The organism is Nocardia sp. CA-128927 (assembly GCF_050955855.1).
GTDB lineage: Bacteria > Actinomycetota > Actinomycetes > Mycobacteriales > Mycobacteriaceae > Nocardia.
Genome location: NZ_CP192087.1, coordinates 5708808 through 5725483, shown reverse-complemented (window position 1 = coordinate 5725483; position 16676 = coordinate 5708808). Strand labels below are relative to the sequence as shown.

At 66.7% G+C, this 16676-nt stretch carries 16 protein-coding genes; 7 read left to right on the top strand and 9 right to left on the bottom strand.

Translation table 11 applies throughout. From position 1 onward, the window contains the following. The first annotated feature begins 48 nt into the window (after positions 1–48). Both ACQPW1_RS26965 and ACQPW1_RS26960 read left to right on the top strand, forming a co-directional pair. Complete coding sequence (locus ACQPW1_RS26965; RefSeq protein ID WP_433654354.1) at positions 49–855, top strand: alpha/beta fold hydrolase; 807 nt, start codon at positions 49–51, stop codon at positions 853–855. Further along, the gene (locus ACQPW1_RS26960) at positions 852–2096 is read left to right on the top strand and encodes a PP2C family protein-serine/threonine phosphatase (protein WP_433654353.1); all 1245 of its coding nucleotides are present in this window, start codon (positions 852–854) and stop codon (positions 2094–2096) included. Before ACQPW1_RS26965 ends, ACQPW1_RS26960 begins: the two co-directional genes overlap by 4 nt. A 27-nt stretch (positions 2097–2123) precedes the next feature. On the opposite strand, the gene ACQPW1_RS26955 is transcribed toward ACQPW1_RS26960, so the two are convergent. The 4 genes from ACQPW1_RS26955 to lanKC form a co-directional block, all read right to left on the bottom strand. Continuing rightward, positions 2124–4157, bottom strand: a complete 2034-nt coding sequence (locus ACQPW1_RS26955; protein WP_433654352.1) for a prolyl oligopeptidase family serine peptidase — start codon at positions 4155–4157, stop codon at positions 2124–2126. Continuing rightward, on the bottom strand, positions 4154–5422 hold the full coding sequence (locus tag ACQPW1_RS26950; RefSeq protein ID WP_433654351.1) for an MFS transporter: 1269 nt from the start codon (positions 5420–5422) through the stop codon (positions 4154–4156). The genes ACQPW1_RS26955 and ACQPW1_RS26950 overlap by 4 nt, the downstream gene beginning before the upstream one ends. Before the next feature lie 200 nt (positions 5423–5622). Further along, positions 5623–5751: a hypothetical protein gene (locus ACQPW1_RS26945; protein ID WP_281427676.1), complete on the bottom strand. Its 129-nt coding sequence runs from the start codon at positions 5749–5751 to the stop codon at positions 5623–5625. Between the two features lie 213 nt (positions 5752–5964). Beyond that, positions 5965–8562, bottom strand: coding sequence for a class III lanthionine synthetase LanKC (gene lanKC, locus ACQPW1_RS26940; RefSeq protein ID WP_433654350.1), 2598 nt, complete (start codon positions 8560–8562; stop codon positions 5965–5967). Between the two features lie 176 nt (positions 8563–8738). Between lanKC and ACQPW1_RS26935 the strand changes: the two genes are divergently transcribed. The 3 genes from ACQPW1_RS26935 (at position 8739) to ACQPW1_RS26925 (ending at position 11201) form a co-directional block, all read left to right on the top strand. Then, positions 8739–9200: a hypothetical protein gene (locus ACQPW1_RS26935; protein ID WP_433654349.1), complete on the top strand. Its 462-nt coding sequence runs from the start codon at positions 8739–8741 to the stop codon at positions 9198–9200. A gap of 94 nt (positions 9201–9294) precedes the next feature. Beyond that, a complete protein-coding gene (locus ACQPW1_RS26930) occupies positions 9295–10554 on the top strand; it encodes a sensor histidine kinase (protein WP_433654347.1) in 1260 nt (419 codons plus the stop codon). Next, complete coding sequence (locus tag ACQPW1_RS26925) at positions 10551–11201, top strand: response regulator (protein WP_433654345.1); 651 nt, start codon at positions 10551–10553, stop codon at positions 11199–11201. The genes ACQPW1_RS26930 and ACQPW1_RS26925 overlap by 4 nt, the downstream gene beginning before the upstream one ends. 101 nt (positions 11202–11302) lie before the next feature. Here ACQPW1_RS26925 and galE read toward each other — a convergent pair whose 3' ends face one another. Genes galE through ACQPW1_RS26900 form a run of 5 tightly spaced genes read right to left on the bottom strand, consistent with a single transcriptional unit; the run spans position 11303 to position 14574 of the window. Beyond that, positions 11303–12277, bottom strand: a complete 975-nt coding sequence (gene galE, locus ACQPW1_RS26920) for a UDP-glucose 4-epimerase GalE (RefSeq protein WP_433654344.1) — start codon at positions 12275–12277, stop codon at positions 11303–11305. Next, positions 12278–13306 (bottom strand): hypothetical protein, encoded by a 1029-nt coding sequence (locus tag ACQPW1_RS26915; RefSeq protein WP_433654343.1) that lies wholly within the window; start codon positions 13304–13306, stop codon positions 12278–12280. It abuts the gene before it with no gap. A 1-nt stretch (position 13307) separates the two neighbouring features. After that, on the bottom strand, positions 13308–13514 hold the full coding sequence (locus ACQPW1_RS26910; RefSeq protein ID WP_433665591.1) for a hypothetical protein: 207 nt from the start codon (positions 13512–13514) through the stop codon (positions 13308–13310). Next, positions 13448–13663 carry a hypothetical protein gene (locus tag ACQPW1_RS26905; protein WP_433665344.1) on the bottom strand — a complete coding sequence of 72 codons (216 nt, stop codon included), beginning with the start codon at positions 13661–13663 and terminating at the stop codon, positions 13448–13450. Before ACQPW1_RS26905 ends, ACQPW1_RS26910 begins: the two co-directional genes overlap by 67 nt. Continuing rightward, positions 13621–14574 carry a phosphomethylpyrimidine synthase ThiC gene (locus ACQPW1_RS26900; RefSeq protein WP_433654342.1) on the bottom strand — a complete coding sequence of 318 codons (954 nt, stop codon included), beginning with the start codon at positions 14572–14574 and terminating at the stop codon, positions 13621–13623. Before ACQPW1_RS26900 ends, ACQPW1_RS26905 begins: the two co-directional genes overlap by 43 nt. A 408-nt stretch (positions 14575–14982) precedes the next feature. On the opposite strand from ACQPW1_RS26900, the gene ACQPW1_RS26895 reads away from it, so the two are divergent. Next, complete coding sequence (locus tag ACQPW1_RS26895; RefSeq protein ID WP_433654341.1) at positions 14983–16296, top strand: hypothetical protein; 1314 nt, start codon at positions 14983–14985, stop codon at positions 16294–16296. 73 nt (positions 16297–16369) lie between these two features. After that, positions 16370–16666: an MTH1187 family thiamine-binding protein gene (locus ACQPW1_RS26890; RefSeq protein WP_433654339.1), complete on the top strand. Its 297-nt coding sequence runs from the start codon at positions 16370–16372 to the stop codon at positions 16664–16666. Positions 16667–16676: the final 10 nt, after the last annotated feature.

Below are 16676 nucleotides of genomic sequence, written 5' to 3'. Positions count from 1 at the left end.
TCGCTTGCCCCATCGGGCGCCCCCTTGATGGGGTGGCAGGATGGGTAGGTGAATGTGCGCAGCAAGAACAATGTCGTGGTAATCGGTCGAGACGACGGTCCCACGGTGGTGCTCGCGCACGGATTCGGCTGTGACCAGAATCTCTGGCGGCTCGTCGCGCCCGCATTGGCCGCCCAGTTCCGGGTGGTGCTGTTCGATCACGTCGGTGCGGGCAAGTCGGATTTGAATGCCTGGTCGCCGGAGCGGTATGCCACCCTCGACGGCTATGCCGCCGACATCGTCGAGCTGTGTGCCGATCTCGAGCTCCGTGACGTGGTGCTGGTCGGGCATTCGGTATCGGCGATGATGGCGGTCCTGGCCGCGGCGCAGGATCCCGGCCGGTTCGCGAAGCTGGTGCTGCTGACACCCTCGCCGTGCTACATCGACGACGGCGACTACCGAGGCGGGTTCAGCCGCTCGGACATAGACGAACTCCTCGAATCGCTCGACAGCAACTATCTGGGGTGGTCGGCGACGATGGCGCCGGTGATCATGGGCAACCCCGAACGGCCCGAGTTGGGCGCCGAGCTGACCGAGAGTTTCTGCCGCACCGACCCGGCGATCGCCCGGGTGTTCGCGCAGACCACGTTCCTGTCCGACAACCGTGCCGATTTGGCGCAGGTCACCGTGCCGACGCTGATCATTCAAAGCCGCGAGGACGCCATCGCGCCGCCCGAGGTCGGCCGGTTCGTGCGCGACCAGATCTCCGGCAGCACGCTGGTGACGTTGGACGCGACCGGCCATTGCCCGCAGCTGAGCGCGCCCGAAGCCACCGTCCGAGCGATAGCGGAGTTCGCGGCGGCGAGCGTGCCGTGATCCGCCAAGCCGACGACGACCGCACCGGCGGCGAAGCCGACGATGCCGCGGCGAATCCGGCGTTCTCCGCGCTGCTGGAAGACAGCGTCGAGGACCTCTACGAAAACGCCCCGTGCGGCTACCTCTCGACATTGATGGACGGCACGATCGCGAAAATCAATGGCACACTGCTCGATTGGCTCGGCTACCGGCGCGACGAACTGGTGGGCCGGCGCCGGTTCACCGATCTGTTGTCCGTCGGCGGGCGGATCTATCACGAAACGCATATCTCGCCGACCCTGAGCATGCATGGCGAGATCGGTGGGCTCGCCCTGGACCTGAAGGCCGCCAACGGAACTCGACTACCGGTGCTGGTGACCTCGATGGTCAAGTCGGGTCCGGACGGCACGGCCCAGTTGATCCGCACCACCATCTTCGATGCTCGCGACCGCCGCGCTTACGAACAAGAACTGCTGCGGGCCCGGCAGGACGCGGACCGGGAACGTGACCGTGTCCAGAAACTCGCCACCACGCTGCGGCGCACCTTGCTCCCGCCAACCTTGCCAACCGTCCCCGGAATCGACGTTGCCGCTTACTATCACGCGGCATCGGTCGACGAGGTGGGCGGCGACTTCTACGATCTGTTTCCGCTGAAGGGCGACACCTGGGGCTTCTTCATCGGCGACGTATCGGGCAAGGGTGCCCCCGCGGCCGCGGTCACCTCGCTGGCCCGCTACACCCTGCGCGCCGCGGCCGCTTCCGACCCGGACCCCGTCGCGGCGTTGGCCATCCTCAACACCGTGCTCAACCATGAGTACCACGGGATAGATCCCCGCTTCTGCACCGTGATCTATGGACAGCTGACACCAGATGCGAAGGGCTGCAACGTTTGTCTGGCGAGTGGTGGTCACCCGCCAGCGGTGCTGCTCAGCGCGACCGGCGGTGCGCGGTTCCTCGACATCCCGGGCGGACAACTGGTGGGCGCGCTGCCCGATGCTCATTTCGCCAGTATCGAATTCCGTCTCAGCCCCGGTGACACCGTGCTGCTGTACACCGACGGGCTCACCGAAGCGCGCACGACCGGCTCCGTTCGGCATAGCGAAGAGGAACTCCTGGAGTTCCTCGGTCCGCTGGCCCCGACCACCGCACCGGCAGTGGTCAGCGCGGTGACGGACCTGCTGGCTCGCTTCGGCGAGGGCGTCGATGACGACACCGCGCTGCTCGCGCTGAGCATCCCGCCCCGCGGCGACGGGCACCCGTGAGCAGCGAATGCCACACCGCCACAAGGATCATTCGTCGAGCGACAACCCGGTGTGCCGGGCGACGAAGGCGAGCAAGAGGATGAGAGCTCGGTCCGATGCGGGCCCACCGCCCGCGTGTCCCTTGCCCACGATCACGTCCAGCAGTACGGGCCCACCGCTGTCGCGCTGAAGTGCGGCAACCATTTTGCAGGAGTGCACCGCCGGGACCCGGGTGTCGCTGTCGCCGGTGGTGAACAGCGCGGGCGGCCATCGGTGCGCCGGTTCCCCGGTCCGTGCGGTGACGTTGTAGTACGGCGAATACCGAAGCAGCACAGACAGAGCCGCCGGATCGTCGACGGAGCCGTACTCCTCGCGCCAGGCACGGCCGAGCCCCCACCGTTCATAGCGCACCATGTCCAGTGGGGCGCCTGCGCTCACGACCGCGGCATAGTTCCCGGGCCGCTGCACCATGGCGCCGACCGCCATCAGTCCGCCGTTGCTGCCACCGAGCAGCGCCAGTGCGCCACTGCGGGTCCAGCCGGTCTCGACCAGCCAGTCACCGGCCGCGTGCAGGTCGGCGAACGCGTTGAGCTTGTGCACGCCCGCACCGTCGCGGTGCCAGCGCCGCCCGCGTTCGCCACCGCCGCGCACTCCCGCGATGGCCATCACACCACCGGCCAGCACCCAGGTCAGGCCGTCCGGCTGATAGCCGGGCCGGAAGGTGATGCCGAAGCCGCCGTAGCAGCTGAGGATGGTGGGCCGGGGCACCTGCGGCCCGGCCGGTGCGAGCACCGTCACCGGTACCTCGGTGTCGTCGTCGGAGCGGTATGTCGTTCGGGTGACGGTGATTCCGGGCAGCAGCCGCGACGACGGCTCGGTGGGGGTTACCTGGCCTGAGCGCAGATCCAGCCGCCAGGCGCCGAGCGGCCGGATCCAGTCGGTGTAGCTGAGCAGCAGCACGCCCGGTTCATCGGTGGACTTGATCCCGGCAACTGTTCCCGCACCGGGCAATTCGGCGTCGAGCAGCCAGGCGCCGCTGTCCGCGTCGTGCACCGACAGCTCCGCGTATCCGTCCCGCGTGCGCAACACCAGCAGCCGGTCGTCGCCGTCGGCTGGGGCTACCGCGAATGCGGCCAGCACCGAAGGTTCGTCGGCCTGCACGAGCACCCGCCACTGACCCCAGCCGCCCGACGGCTCGGGTTCGGCGACGAGCAGCTGGCCGAACTCGCACGTGGCGGTCGAGATGGCCAGGATCCGGCCCGCACCGTCGATCACGACGCCCGCCGAGGAGAGACCGCCGAGTTCGAGCGGTCGCGGCGGACCGCCTTCGGCCACATCGGCAATCGAGACCCTGGTCGATCTGCTGGTGCCCGCGCGGCCGGTGATGACGAGCCAGCGGTCGTGCCAGAAGGTGAAGTGGTAGCGGCCGACCGGGTTGTCGTCGCCGATGAGGAGTTCGTCGTCAGTGGTCTCGGTGCCTACCTGATGCCGGTATACCCCACTGCCGCAACGGTTGTCGTGGCGCCGCACGTAGAAGTAGCCGCTGCCGTCGGCCAGCCACTCGACCGGTGAGTATCTGGTCAGCGTGCACGTCCGCACCACGGCACCGGTCTTGGCGTCGACCAGCGAGAGTGGGGTGCTGTCCTCGGACCCGCCGACACTCGCCTGCACGGCCACGAACCTGCCGTCCGGTGACGGTGCCCAGCGTCGCAGGATCGCCCCCGCGCCAAGGGTTGTCGCGTCGAGCAGTGTGCGCCAGTCGCCCTGCGGCTCATCGGAGACCTGTAGCTGCCATGGTCCAGAAGAGCGCGCACGGCCGACTCGGAACCGGCGGGCGCCTGCGTATTTCACCGGCGAGGCGGTTGGTCCCTGAACGACGATGTCGCGCAACACTTCCTGCAGCCGCTCCTGGCCGGGCAGCGCGTCGAGATAGGTCTCGGTCAGCTGCCGCTGGGACGCTACCCAGGACACGCTGTCCGGATCGGCGAGGTCCTCGAGCGGTCGGAACGGATCCGGAATCCGGTTGCCGTGCAGGACATCCCAGTCATCGGACTCGGGGGCGTGCGGATACTCGGCATTCATCGTGCCACCTTCGCAATCGATTCGTTGTTGTTGTCGCGATCGGCCGGGGCGCGTCCGACGATCAGCAGGAAGGCGAGGGACGCGACCAGATCGACGGCGACGAACGCCCAGATCCCGGTGCGCGCGCCGCATCGTTCGCCGAGCACGCCGCCCAGCACCGCACCGAGCAGATTCGCCGCGGTGGTCCCGGTGGCCAGCAGTGCGCCGACCCGCGCGAAGTAGCCGTCTCCGACACCGTCGCCCATGACCGTCACCAGCGCGATGTTCAGCACCGCACCGAAGAACATGGGCACCGCCGCACCGAGGCAGGCGGCGAACAGCACTGTCGCAGTGGGCCCGGTCGCCATCGGCAGCGCGGCGGTGCCGATGGCGCCGCCGAGCACCGTGATCGCCAGTACCCGTCGCGCGGGCACCGCCCTGGCGTGCACGCGCGGTGCGAGCAGTGCACCGGCGGCCGAGGACAGGGTGGCTACCACGGCCGGAATCCCGTATACCGCAACGGGAAGCGCGACCTCGTCGAGCAGGAATACCGCTCGCAGCGCGGCGATGCCGCCCGATGCCGCCCCGCCGACCAGTAGGTACAGCGCCAGCGCCAGGAGTAGCGAGTGACCGCGCAAAGCCCTTACGCCATCGAGGAATTCGCGGCCGAAGCCGTGCCGCGGCTCGGTCGACCGCTGGTCGGGTGCGGCGAGTCTGGTGAGGCAGTAGGCGCTGAACAGGTAGGTGACCGCATCGCAGGCGAACATCGCCGCCGCGCCTACCGATGCCACCAGCGGTCCCGCGATCGACGCCCCGACCGATCGCGACACCATCGTTGTCGACTGGAGCCCGGCCCGCGCCCGCCCGAGATCGGTGACCCCCAGCGTGGTCAGATGGCCGAAGTACAGACCTTCGAGCACCACCCGGGCCACGCCAAGGACGACGGATAGTGCGGCGAGTCCGGCGATGGTCAGCACGCCGGCGCTCATCGCCGCCGCACAGCACAGCACCGACGCCGCGGCGACCAGGTCGGCGGCGAGCAGCAGCCGCCGCGGCCTGCGCACCCGATCCAGCAAGACCCCCGCCGCCGGGCCGAGCACCAGCGACGGGATCATCGCGCTGGTCACGATGAGCGAAACCTCGTGTGGCCCAGCGCCCAATCCGACGACCGCGACCACGGAGACCGCGGTGCCGGTAAGGGTGCTGCCGAACGTCGAGGCCGCTTGGGCGACCCGGTACGTCCGCAGATCGGCCTCGGGGGAGGCCGCGGTAGCTGCTGTACTCATCGATTCACCCGAAGTATGCGTCGTCGCAGTAGGCGACCGAGAACACACTGATCGGCGCGTCGTCGATCAGATCGTCATCGGTATCCATGGCCGCCAACGCGACCATGTTCTGGATTTCCATGTTCTTTCCTTTTGATTGGATGGGTATACAAGGGATTTCGCCGGGCGCGGGTCAGACCCGCGCCCGGCGATTCATCGAGCTACAGCACCTCCTCGGAGCCGCCGCCACCACCGCCACCACCGCAGTGGTGCTCGCTGTAGGAGCTCATCGGCGCGTCGTCGCCGAGTTCCGGGTCGGACTGCAGTTGCAGTTTCAGGACCTTTGTCATGTCATTCACCTCCTCTCGTTTCGTTGATTTCGTGTTCGGTTCAGAGCGCCTCCTCCGCGTTGTTGCAGTGGTGCTCGCTGTAGGAGCTGAGCGGGGCGTCGTCGCCGAGCTCGGGGTCGGACTGCAGCTGGAGCTTCAGTACCTTGGTCATGTGGTTCACCTCCTCGGGTGATCTCGTCGTCGTTGGGTGGTCTGAGGTGGCTGTGTTGCCTGTCAGTGCTGTTCGCGCAGCGGCACGGGCCGGTCGGCGTCAAGGCACTGATCGAGGGTGAACAGCGGGTCGGTGACGCCGGTGGTGGCGTGCTGCAGGGCAAGCAGGATGCCCGCGGAACCGGAGGCCAGGTCGGCGCTCAGTCGCTGTCCGCGGCCGCCGAGCCACCGGACGCCGGTCTCGCCGCCGATCGCGTACTTGAACAGGGCGGCCGACCGGGCGGGGGCATCGGGGAGGAAGTTCTCGTCCGGGAAGAGGGCGGCCAGGTCGGCGTGCACGAGTGCGAGGCCGGCCTGCCCCTGGAACAACCCCGGGGCCGCGGTGAACCGGATGCCAACGGCGCGAACGCAACTGCGCAGCAGCTCGGTGAGTTCCGGGTCGGGTCGGCGGGCGAGGTAGCGCGCCAGCACGTGGGCGTAGCCCGCGCTGCCGCACGCCAGGTACGGCATATTGCGTCGGTCGGTGGTGGAGACTCGAAAGCCGATGGCGCCGACGGGTATCGGCTCGACGTGCACGAGTTCGTCACGCAGCAGCTGGAGTCCGCGTTCGAACGGCTCGTCGGTTCCGGTGAAGACCGAAAGGTAGTACAGCGCAAGCGCGATGCCGGGCCTGCCGTGCACGAGTCCGGACGGATGGTCCGGGCCGAGCGCGGGGATGAGCGCATCGCCGTCGGGCACGGAGTCGAGCAGCCGCTGGGCCTGGTCGAGGTGTTCGGGGTCGCCGGTGCGGTGGAAGAAGGACAGGTGCGTCATAGCGACTCCCGCCGCCCCGCCGCCCCACGCGGGCGCCTCGGTCGCGAGCCGGTGTCGGCTGGCTTCGGCAAGTAACGCAATGGCCGCGTCGCGCTCGCCGAGATCGTCCAGTACCCAGGCGATTCCGGCATTGCCGAACAGCAGACCCGGTCCGGTCGTCAGCCGGTTGTGCAGGGCGAGGGTGCGCAGTCGCTCGACGACCCGTGGGTCGATCTCGCGGTCGGCGGCGCGCAGCGCGTGCAGCACACCCGCGGTGCCGTAGGCGACGCAGCGGGTGTTGGACCGATGTCCTTCCGGCGCAGTCGGATACGTCCAGCGGGGATTGGTGAGATCGACCATGCGTTCCAGCGCGTCGGCCGTGCGATCGCGCAGCCAGCGCACCGCGTCCGCCGGTGCGGAGCGCACCTGAGCGGGCGTCGGCAGCCGCAGCACGTCCGGCGCGGACCGTGATCGCAGTACGGTGACCCACAAATCCGTTGGCGGCTGGCACAATTCGGCCAGCTCGGCATACAGATGGTCCAGGGTTTCCGGGCTGCGCCGTGCGGCCTCGTGCATCGGGAAGACGAGCAGCTGCGCGACCGCGGTCAGGCCGTACGCGTCGACATGCAGGGGATCGGTCTTCGCTCGCGCACCGAGCGCCCGCGATTCCGGAGGTTCATAACCCGGTGTGCCGAGCAGACCGAGGGGATGGTCGACGGGCTGGGTGGCCTCGAAGTCGATGAGCCGCACCGTGTCGTCGTCATCGACCAGGATATTGCCCGGTGCGACGTCGACAAAGGCGTAGCCGAGCTCGTGCAGGGCGGCCAGCTGTGCGGTGAGTTGATCGAGAATGTGCGTGCATCGCCGGTAGTAGTCGGCGAAGACGGTCGGGTGCTCGCCGGCATGGATCAGCGGATTCGTCGCGACCATCCACTTGCTCAGCGTGCGGCCGGGGACGAACTCGGTGACCAGGTAGGTGTGCTCCCACTCGGTGAACAGTTCGATCGGCGCCGGAGCCAGGCCGGGTGCGACGGCGTGCAGGGCGCGCAGCGTCAAGTACTCGCGCTCGAGCCGCCCTCGTGCGTCCTCGTCGCCGCCGTAACCGTTTTGTGCGCGAGCCTCTTTCACGAATACAGGGGTGCCATCGGCGCGACTGGCCCGATACGCGCCGCCCGCGTTGCTCGGTTGCAGCACGCTCTCGAAGGTGTAGCCGTGGAAGCTCACCTCGTCGCCGCCGTCCGCCTCGAGTACCGGGTCGAACGGGTCGGCAATGCCTGCGGGCAGCCGGAATTCGGGGCGGCGCTCGTCGGACACCTCGGTGCCGTCGAGGGCGAGCATGGTCGGCACCCGGGTGCCGTCGGGCTGCAGGCGGCGCCGCTGGCGGAAGGCACCGTAGCGGTAGGACACGCACTGCGAGGAACCGAAGCGCCGGTCGGTGAGCACGTATGGCCCTGCGACACCGGACAATTCGCGCTCGAGTCGTTCGAGTAAGGCGTACGCGAGCTGCGGTGTCGGCGGATAGAGGGCGCAGAACTTGCCGCTCTGCACTCGGCTGCCGTGCTTGCCGTGCATCCAGAGGAAGTACTGCTTGCCGGTGAGGTGCTTGAACGAGATCCCGAGCTCGACGCATGCGGCGCTCACCACATCGAGGACCTGCTGCGCGGAACCGAGGGCGCTCGAGACGTGCACCTTCCAGCCCTGCTCGGGCAGTTCGGTGTGCGGCGGCGTCCACTGGGTCCACACGTCGAACTCACGGCGGATCCACCCTTCCGGACGCCGGGTCGGGTTGTAGCGCCGGCCCGGATCGGTGCGATCGAAGGGTTCGTAGTAGTCGGGGTGGGCGAACGTGAACGCCGTATCCTGAAGCATTGTGGTCCAGCCCTTCTGGGATTCGGCCTGGTCGCCGGGGGAATCGAACGACTCAAGAATGGCCGGAGCGGGCACTCGCGCGAATCGGCCTGCTGCGGTGTTCCGCGCCTACCACCACGCGATGAGAACCCTCATCGCCCCGCGGTAGCAGCCCCATTCGTGCGACACTGCTGCGCATGACGAGGCGGACCTTGGTCGTGGTGTACGCGGTCGACGATGCGGGTGCCACCGGTGAATTGCTCGGCGCGGCAACATTGGTGGAACCGGAGTTCGCACTGGTCGACCCGCCGCTGAACCAAGCACTCGCGGACCATCCGCGGGCACTGCGGATGGGTGTGTTCGCCGCCGCGGAGGCGATCGCCGAGGTCATCGATGTCGCCCAGGTCAGGGTGGTTCCCGAGGCTCCGGAGCTGGTGCTGCTCCAGCTCGCGGCCAGTTCGACGGCGCCGGTGCAGGGCGTTCCGGTCGTCCTGCGCGAAGATCCGGACGGCTTCCAGCCGTTCCTGGAGCCGACGACCGGCGAGATAATCGCCGCCGTGCGCAGGGTGCTCGCGCAGGCTCCGCCGCCGGCCGGTCTGCCCGAGATCCCCGTGGAGGACCCGCTTCGGTTCGTCTTCCGTCTCTTCGGCGGGGGATGATCCCACCAATTCCCTAGCCGGGGGCGTTATCTCGGCAGGTGAGAGCGGTGCGAACGGCCGACTCGCCGACTCGATTCGTGGGAAACTGCTGCTCATGACGCGGCGAATCACGGTGGGCCGAGATCAACGCGGCGGCCCGCGCAGTGCAGCCGCAGTCGTCTCCGGTCCTGAGCTGTCGGCTGTGACCGAGTCGCGGCGGGCGCCTGTTCTGCTGCGTCGGATCGCCGACGTGATATTCGTATTCGTCACCGGCGCAGTGGATTTGGTTTTCTGGGGTGGGGATCGGGGCCTGGTGGGCGGCGCAACGATGCCGCTGTGGGTGGTGCCTGCCCTCGCCGTCGGTCTGTGCGGGGCGTTACTGCTGCGGCGCCGGTTTCCGCTGTCGGTGTGGGTGGTGGTGTGGCTCTGCACCGGCGTGAATCTTGTTGTCCCCGGCTATTTGCCGTTCGCTTACCTGCTTGTGGCGGCGTACGCGGTGGCGAGCCGGGTGGCCGGACCCGTCGCCCGGCTCGTGCTCGTCGCGTCCGCGCTGCCGCTCGGCCTGTTCAGTTACCGATTCGCGCAGGCCGAGCCGCCCGAGACCCAGCTGCGCGGGTTCGTCGCCGCGGCTGCGGCGTGGGCGCTGTTCCTGTCCATTGCCTGGGGGCTCGGCAGGTTGGCACATGCGCGCGAACAGCATGCGCGCGCCGAGCGTGAGCGACTAGCGGCGGAAGCCGAAAAAGCGCTCGCCGCACAGCGTTTGCGGCTCGCGCACGAACTGCACGACAGTGTCACCGGCGCGGTCGCGGGCATGATCCTGCACGCGGGCGCCGCCCGCGCGCTCGCCACCGGTGCCGATCCGCGGGTGCGGCAGGCGCTGGAGGTGATCGAGCAGGCGGGGGCGCAGGCGATGACCGAATTGCACTCGATGCTCGGGCTGCTGCGCTCGACCGAGTCGGACGGTGCCGCGCCTGCCCGGCTTGCCGATGTGGAGCGGCTGCTCGAATCCGCCCGGCGCACAGGGTTACAGGTGCGCACCGATGTCACCGGTACCGCGCGGTCGCTGGACCCCGACGCCGACCTCGCGGCCTACCGGATCGTGCAGGAGTCGCTGACCAACGTCACCAAACACGCGGGCCGAGACGCGACGGTCACGCTCGGCATCGCCTGGACCGAGCGCACTCTCGACCTCACCGTCCGCAGCTCCGGCGGGCGTGCTGCGCCTGCCGCGGCGGCGTTGTCGTCCGGCAACGGGCTGCGCGGGCTGCGGGAACGTCTCGACGCATTGGGCGGCGAACTGACCTCCGGGCCGGACGACGACGGCTGGTGTGTCCATGCCACGCTTCCCGCCCACCCATCGATCGAGGTGTCATGACGATCACCGTGCTCGTCGCCGAGGACGAGGCGCTCGTGCGCGCGGGCTGCGTCATGCTGCTCGGCGCGACCACCGACATCGAGGTGGTCGGCGAGGTCGGCGACGGCGCCGCCGTGATCGACGCCGTGAAAACCCTTGCACCCCAAGTAGTTCTGATGGATCTCCGCATGCCGATCATGGACGGCATCGAAGCCACCAGGGCAATCACCGCCACCCCCGACGCCCCAGCCGTCCTCGTCCTCACCACCTTCCACGAGGACACCGCCGTCCAAGAGGCACTCGCCGCAGGCGCCAGCGGTTTCCTCCTCAAACACGCCGCCCCCGCCGACCTCGCCGAGGCCATCCGCCGCTGCGCCGCAGGCGACGGCTGGCTCGACCCCGCCATCGTCGGCAGCGTCCTCGGTGCCCTCCGCCGCGCCGGCCCCCGAGCAACCACCGCCCCCACCACCATCTCCTCCCTCACCACTAGAGAACGAGAAGTCCTGGTACTCATGGCCCGAGGCCGCTCCAACACCGAAATCAGCACCGAACTCTTCATCAGCCCCGCCACCACCCGAACCCACGTAGCCCACGTAATCGCCAAAACCGCCTCCCGAGACCGCACCCAAGCCGTAGTCCTCGCCTACCAGAGCGGCCTGATGAGCTGACGCGCGGTTCGGCGCTGGTCAACGGGGTCGTTCGCCACGACGGCCGCCCCCGAAGGCCGGTCAGCCATGGCTGGTGGCACGTGTGCAAACCCGCCGTCGGATCAGTGCGGCTGTTGATGGAACCGCCAGGCATCGCGGACGATGTCGATGATGTCCGGCTTTTCCGGGGTCCAGCCGAGTTCCCGCTGTGCGAGTTCGGATGAGGCGTAGAGGGTTGCCGGGTCGCCAGGTCGCCGCGGTCCGGTTTCGAGCTCGAATTGCACGCCGGTGACTTCGCGAATCGCGCGGATCACTTGGAGATTCGAGAATCCGATCCCATTGCCGAGGTTGTAGATATTGTGTTCACCGGGGCGGATGGCTCCGAGGGCGAGCAGGTGTGCGCGGGCCAGGTCCGTGATGTGGATGTAGTCCCGCACACAAGTCCCGTCTGGGGTCGGATAGTCATCACCGAACAGGCTGAACTTGTCGACTCGGCCGATCGCGGCGTCGAGCGCGAGCGGGATCAAGTGGGTTTCGGGGTTTTGACGTTCGCCGATCATGGTGCCGTCCGCACAGTCGTGCGCGCCCGCAACGTTGAAGTAGCGCAGTGAGATTGCCCCGAATGGGAACGCACGGGTGTAGCTGGTGATCGCACGGTCGATCGCGAGTTTGGTATCGCCGTAGGTGTTGACCGGGCTCGTGGGTGCGGTCTCGACCAGCGGAAGCTCAGTCGGTTCGCCGTACACCGCCGCAGTCGAGGAGAACACCAGTTTGTCGACTTCGGCGGCCCGCATCGCGTCGAGCAGCGCGAGAGACGCACGAGTGTTGTTGTCCCAATGCCATTCCGGATGGTGCATCGACTCGCCTGCCGCGATCAGCCCCGCGAAGTGCAGCACGGCATCGAACCCGGACCCAAAGGTGAGAACTTCCGCGACGTCATGGACGCGCAGCTGAATGAACTTCGCCCCGTCGGGAATCTGACGATCGTCGTTTCGCGACAGGTCGTCGACCACGACAACCTCATGCCCGACATCGAGCAGCATCCTCGTGACGGTGGCGCCAATGAAACCCGCACCCCCGGTAACCAGCAGCTTCACTTATCTGACCTGCACTTTCATGGCGAGTAGGTGGTCGTGGATTTCCTGCTTGTGCACCCGGAAGTAGTCCTCGGGACTCGGTTGTGGTGCGGTGCCGGTCCAGCCTGTTATCCGTTGCCAAGCGCGACGCTTCACCGTAGCCAACGCCGCCGGGTCTGGCGTACCGACCGAGGCTTCTGCCATCGCGCGGCCCAATGCATGGACAGCTTGGTGGTGGCGAGCCACGATTCGACCGCTGCTCGTTGTCGCGTAGCGGCTGTGATTCACCGCGTCCGGACGTGGCAGTCCAAATTCCGCGTCGAACCGTTGAAAGGCGTCGTGTAGGTAGGTCCAGAACCGACCCGGATCCATGGGCGGTTGGGTAGGGTCGCGTCGCCAGTGGAGTTCGGAGCGCATCTGCTCGGCGAGATGTGGTGCCATTCGGTCGAAGTCGTGATGCGCGTAGGCGCCGTCGAGCATGGCGGTGGCACGCAGAACCTTCATGCACAGCCGGTTCACCATCAGATGGAAATGCGCCGAATCCCCCGCGGCGCACCATTGATCGTGGATGCCGAGCCAGAAGTACGCCTGCGTGTAGTACAACAGGATCTCATAGGCGTCGCGGGCGTCGAGGCGCACGGGGTCTTTGTCGGGCATGCCGTGCTCGGTGACAGCCAGGCCGAGGTCCTTGAAATCGAATCCGAGCGAGGTCTGAACAGTTCGGTAGTCGCCGAGCGGCAGTGTCATCAGATCGACTGTGGGAAAGGCGCTTTCGGCGAGGATGCGCAGCTCCGGTATGGACATCGAGGGTTCGTCACCGTCGTAGACGTACAGGAAATCGATGTCGCTGATCAACAGTGGCTCACCACGGTGGCGAATGAAGGTGGGCTCGCCACGTGCCAGAGAACCGCCGACGATCAGCCAGCCGTCGGCCGGAACGCAATGGCCGAGCGCGCGCAGATCGTCAGCAATGCCCTGGGCCGCGAGCTCGATGTCGGCCGCGCTGGGTAGCCGTGAGATTATGCGTTCGGCGAGGGTCGTGGTCTCCATCTCACGATTCCGTCCGGAAGGTGGCCGCTAGTACAGCCGCGTCAGCCTCGTATTCGGGGTCCTCGTCGTCATCCGGACCGACCTCACCGCGCGGCCCCACCTCGGGTGTAGGCAGCGGTAGCGGCCCCGCCTGCACCGCCGCTACCGGTGTCTCCTCGTGGTCCTTTTTCGCGGTGATGTGCGGGCACAGCGTCCGCAGATCGTGCACGGCGCACCTTTGCGCAGTCCGTGCTCGATGAACGCGTTGCCGGCCAGCCCCGGATACAGGGCATGCCCTTGCTGGATCTCCCAGTCGTTCGCGCGCCGGGCCACACTTATCGCGCGCTGCCTGTCGATCTCGGGTTTCCAGCCGCGCACGAGATCCAACGCACTGATCGCGACGCGGACCTGCCGTTGTCGATCACCATGGGCCCAGCCAGCCACAGCGGTGCACCGCCGAGTGCTTCTTTGTAGGCGGAGATCAGCTCTGGGATCCGGTGCAGCGGCATATGACCGCCGCTCTCACACAAGACCTGGACACCTCCACAGAGTGCATCCGTACGCAACTCGGCAAGCAGTTGGATTTCGCGCCACTTCAGTTCGTCGCCTGCGTCGGCGGTAGCGCCGGGGCGGAAAGTGTCGCCGAGGTCTAGCACGACCTCGCGCCGACGGCAGATGTCTATGATTCCGTCGAAATACTCGATCAACGGATTGTCGCAGTGATGCATACGCATGTAACGGGCGAGCAGGCCGCCACCGCGTGACGTGGTGGGCATGACCCGATCGGACTTCTCACTCATCTCGACGAGCGCGGGATTGATGCCCGCGTGGATGAGAACGAAGTCGACACCAGGGGCGAGACCCAGCTCAAACCGTTCCAGGAATTCGGTGCGGCTCAACTTCTTTCGAGGATTGGCGAACAAATCGTAAGTCAGGCAAGCGCCCAGTGGAATACCCACGATTTCCTTGAGGTCGGCCCGCAAGGCTACCCCCTGGGGGTTGGTGGTGAGATCCATGACCGCGTCCGGACCTGCGGCCAGGATCACCGCCATGCTCTCGACGATGGCCTGCCGATCGGTATCACGCGGTCCCAACCCGATCAGCGCCGACACCTTGCGGCGGGTGTCCTCCCCGACGAGCAGCGGCCGGAACGTCGTCATATGTCGACTGGCCTCCGATCGCAGGAAGACCATGGTTCCGCTCTCGACGCGACGCGCGGCAAGATCAGGGTCGAGATCTTCGGCTCGGCAGGCGGCTACGAACTGGGGATCTGTTGCGCGGTCGAGCATTTCGGCATTCCTCTCGATCGGGATTACTGCGGGCACACCGACGCCGGACCGGCCAACCGAATCCGGATATTTGCCCGGCCGGTTTCGCATGTCCGATAGGAAGTAATCGCCCGCCTCTCGGCGCAGGTGCTGATCTCAGCCTGGCGGGTGGCGGCGGAGGCAACCATGACGTAACGGTGCAGTTCCCCCGCGGGTTCCAACGCGTCGAACTCGACCGATCGAGTTACAGAGGTGGTTGAACGCGTGTAGCTTTCGTTCCATTGCGGCAGCACGAGCAGGGGCTGGAGCTGAGCGAATGATCATCTACTGCTGGACTGGGATCGAATCCAAAGCCTTGCGCGAGGCCATGTTGCTCAGTGTTGACAGGTTCGCTGAGAAACTGAAGCTGGCATCGCGCACGGTGGCCGCATGGGAGGCCAGGGAGCCGACGCGCAACTTCGACCTTCCAGCCGATTGATTCTCGAAGACGCGCTCGCGAACGCCTCTATTGAGGTGGTAGCCCGGTTCGAGCGGGCGCTGAGTGGGCTCAGTGACGTCCACAGCGGAGTTGATTCCCGTTCCCCAGTGACGGTTACGCTGGCGAATGACACCCTCGGCCACCGAACACCGACGTTGCTGGGGGTCGATGAAGCTGATCAGGTCTGGGTACCCGCCCGGACCGCCGCCGGAGAGGTCGTCCTCGTGTCGCTGCCTCGTCGCGCCTTTGTGCTGGGTGCGGGCTCGGGACTCGTAGCTGTTGCCGCTGGCATGTCGCCGGCCTTTGCCGGCGAATCGGTTGAGCCGAATCCGCCCGCTCGGGTCGGCATGGAACATGTCGACCGAGTGAATGCCTGGGCCGGGCTTTTCCGTGAAGTCGACGACGCAGGCATCAGTATCACTGAAGGGATGGCCACCCAACTCCGCGTCGCGAATGGCTACCTCCACGCGCAGATGCCTCCGCATGTCGAGAGAGAGCTCAAAGCCGCTGTGGCCACCTTCTACCGGGTTGTTGGCTGGGCCAACTACGACCGCGGCCAACACGCGAGCGCCAGAGCCCATTTCGACGAAGGTTGGGCGCTCATCGCCGAGGATGGAGACTGGTGGATACGGGCAGCGATACTGACTTGCATCGCACGCCAGTCGATCTACCGCCGTGACCTCGACGACGCACTCGACAAACTGGGAATTGCTTCGCTCCGCGCCGACAAGCTGTCTCTTCTCCGGCGCGCAGACATCGCTGCCGTCAAGGCACGAGCCTTCGGACGCCAAGGACATCACCGCGAATGTCTACGAGCAGTCATAGAAGCGGAGCAGTACTTTGCCGGGGCCGAAGAGGAGGACCATCCCGACACAGAACACGAAGGATTCAAGGCCTACTACAACGACAAGTTGCTTACTTCCGATCTTGCCCAAGGTCTATTCGAGCTGGCTTTTACCCGCGGTGTCGAGGTGTCCCACACCATCCAACGCCTTCAGGAAGCGCAGCAACTGTCTGATGGGTACGCCCGATCAAGACTCTTCAGCACAGCCAAGCTTGCTGCACTGCAACTCCGCCACGGCGATGTCGACGAAGGCGTAGTGCTTGGTATCAGCGTCGTCGACAAGGCCAAAGGGACAACTTCAGAACGGGTCGCCGAGCACATCAGGCGAATCCATCGGCTGGCCGGGACACCGCGGATCAAGGATGCACATGGCGTGCCCGAACTTCGCCGAGAGACTTACGAGTTGCTACGTACTCTGTAGTCCTGGAACAGTTTTCGTATCTACTATCCTGCGCCGTGGAATGTCGGTGCAGGTGCGATGAGGAGGAGACGGCATGCTTGCAGCATTCTCGATTACCCCGGTCGGCGTCGGAGAAGATGTCGGTGAGCAGGTTGCCGCGGCGGTTCGCGTTATCCGGGAGAGCGGGCTGCCCAATCGGACAGCAGCTAGTTTCACCGAGATCGAAGGCGACTGGGATGAGGTGATGGCTGTCATCAAGGCAGCTACCGATGCGGTGATGACGGTGTCCGGGCGGTGCAGCATCGTCATCAAGGCCGACATCCGTCCTGGCTACAGCAACACTCTGACTACCAAGGTTGAATCCGTCGAGCGCCGCCTAGCTCAGCAGTAGCGCCATCGGT

What these genes read in the sequence shown, in the direction of transcription:
- ACQPW1_RS26945 (WP_281427676.1), bottom strand. Translation starts at nt 5,751, where the DNA reads ATGACAAAGGTCCTGAAACTGCAACTGCAGTCCGACCCGGAACTCGGC.
- ACQPW1_RS26930 (WP_433654347.1), top strand. Translation starts at nt 9,295, where the DNA reads ATGACGCGGCGAATCACGGTGGGCCGAGATCAACGCGGCGGCCCGCGC.
- ACQPW1_RS26955 (WP_433654352.1), bottom strand. Translation starts at nt 4,157, where the DNA reads ATGAATGCCGAGTATCCGCACGCCCCCGAGTCCGATGACTGGGATGTC.
- ACQPW1_RS26935 (WP_433654349.1), top strand. Translation starts at nt 8,739, where the DNA reads ATGACGAGGCGGACCTTGGTCGTGGTGTACGCGGTCGACGATGCGGGT.
- ACQPW1_RS26900 (WP_433654342.1), bottom strand. Translation starts at nt 14,574, where the DNA reads ATGCTCGACCGCGCAACAGATCCCCAGTTCGTAGCCGCCTGCCGAGCC.
- ACQPW1_RS26950 (WP_433654351.1), bottom strand. Translation starts at nt 5,422, where the DNA reads ATGAGTACAGCAGCTACCGCGGCCTCCCCCGAGGCCGATCTGCGGACG.
- ACQPW1_RS26925 (WP_433654345.1), top strand. Translation starts at nt 10,551, where the DNA reads ATGACGATCACCGTGCTCGTCGCCGAGGACGAGGCGCTCGTGCGCGCG.
- ACQPW1_RS26890 (WP_433654339.1), top strand. Translation starts at nt 16,370, where the DNA reads ATGCTTGCAGCATTCTCGATTACCCCGGTCGGCGTCGGAGAAGATGTC.
- ACQPW1_RS26915 (WP_433654343.1), bottom strand. Translation starts at nt 13,306, where the DNA reads ATGGAGACCACGACCCTCGCCGAACGCATAATCTCACGGCTACCCAGC.
- lanKC (WP_433654350.1), bottom strand. Translation starts at nt 8,562, where the DNA reads ATGCTTCAGGATACGGCGTTCACGTTCGCCCACCCCGACTACTACGAA.
- ACQPW1_RS26895 (WP_433654341.1), top strand. Translation starts at nt 14,983, where the DNA reads ATGGGAGGCCAGGGAGCCGACGCGCAACTTCGACCTTCCAGCCGATTG.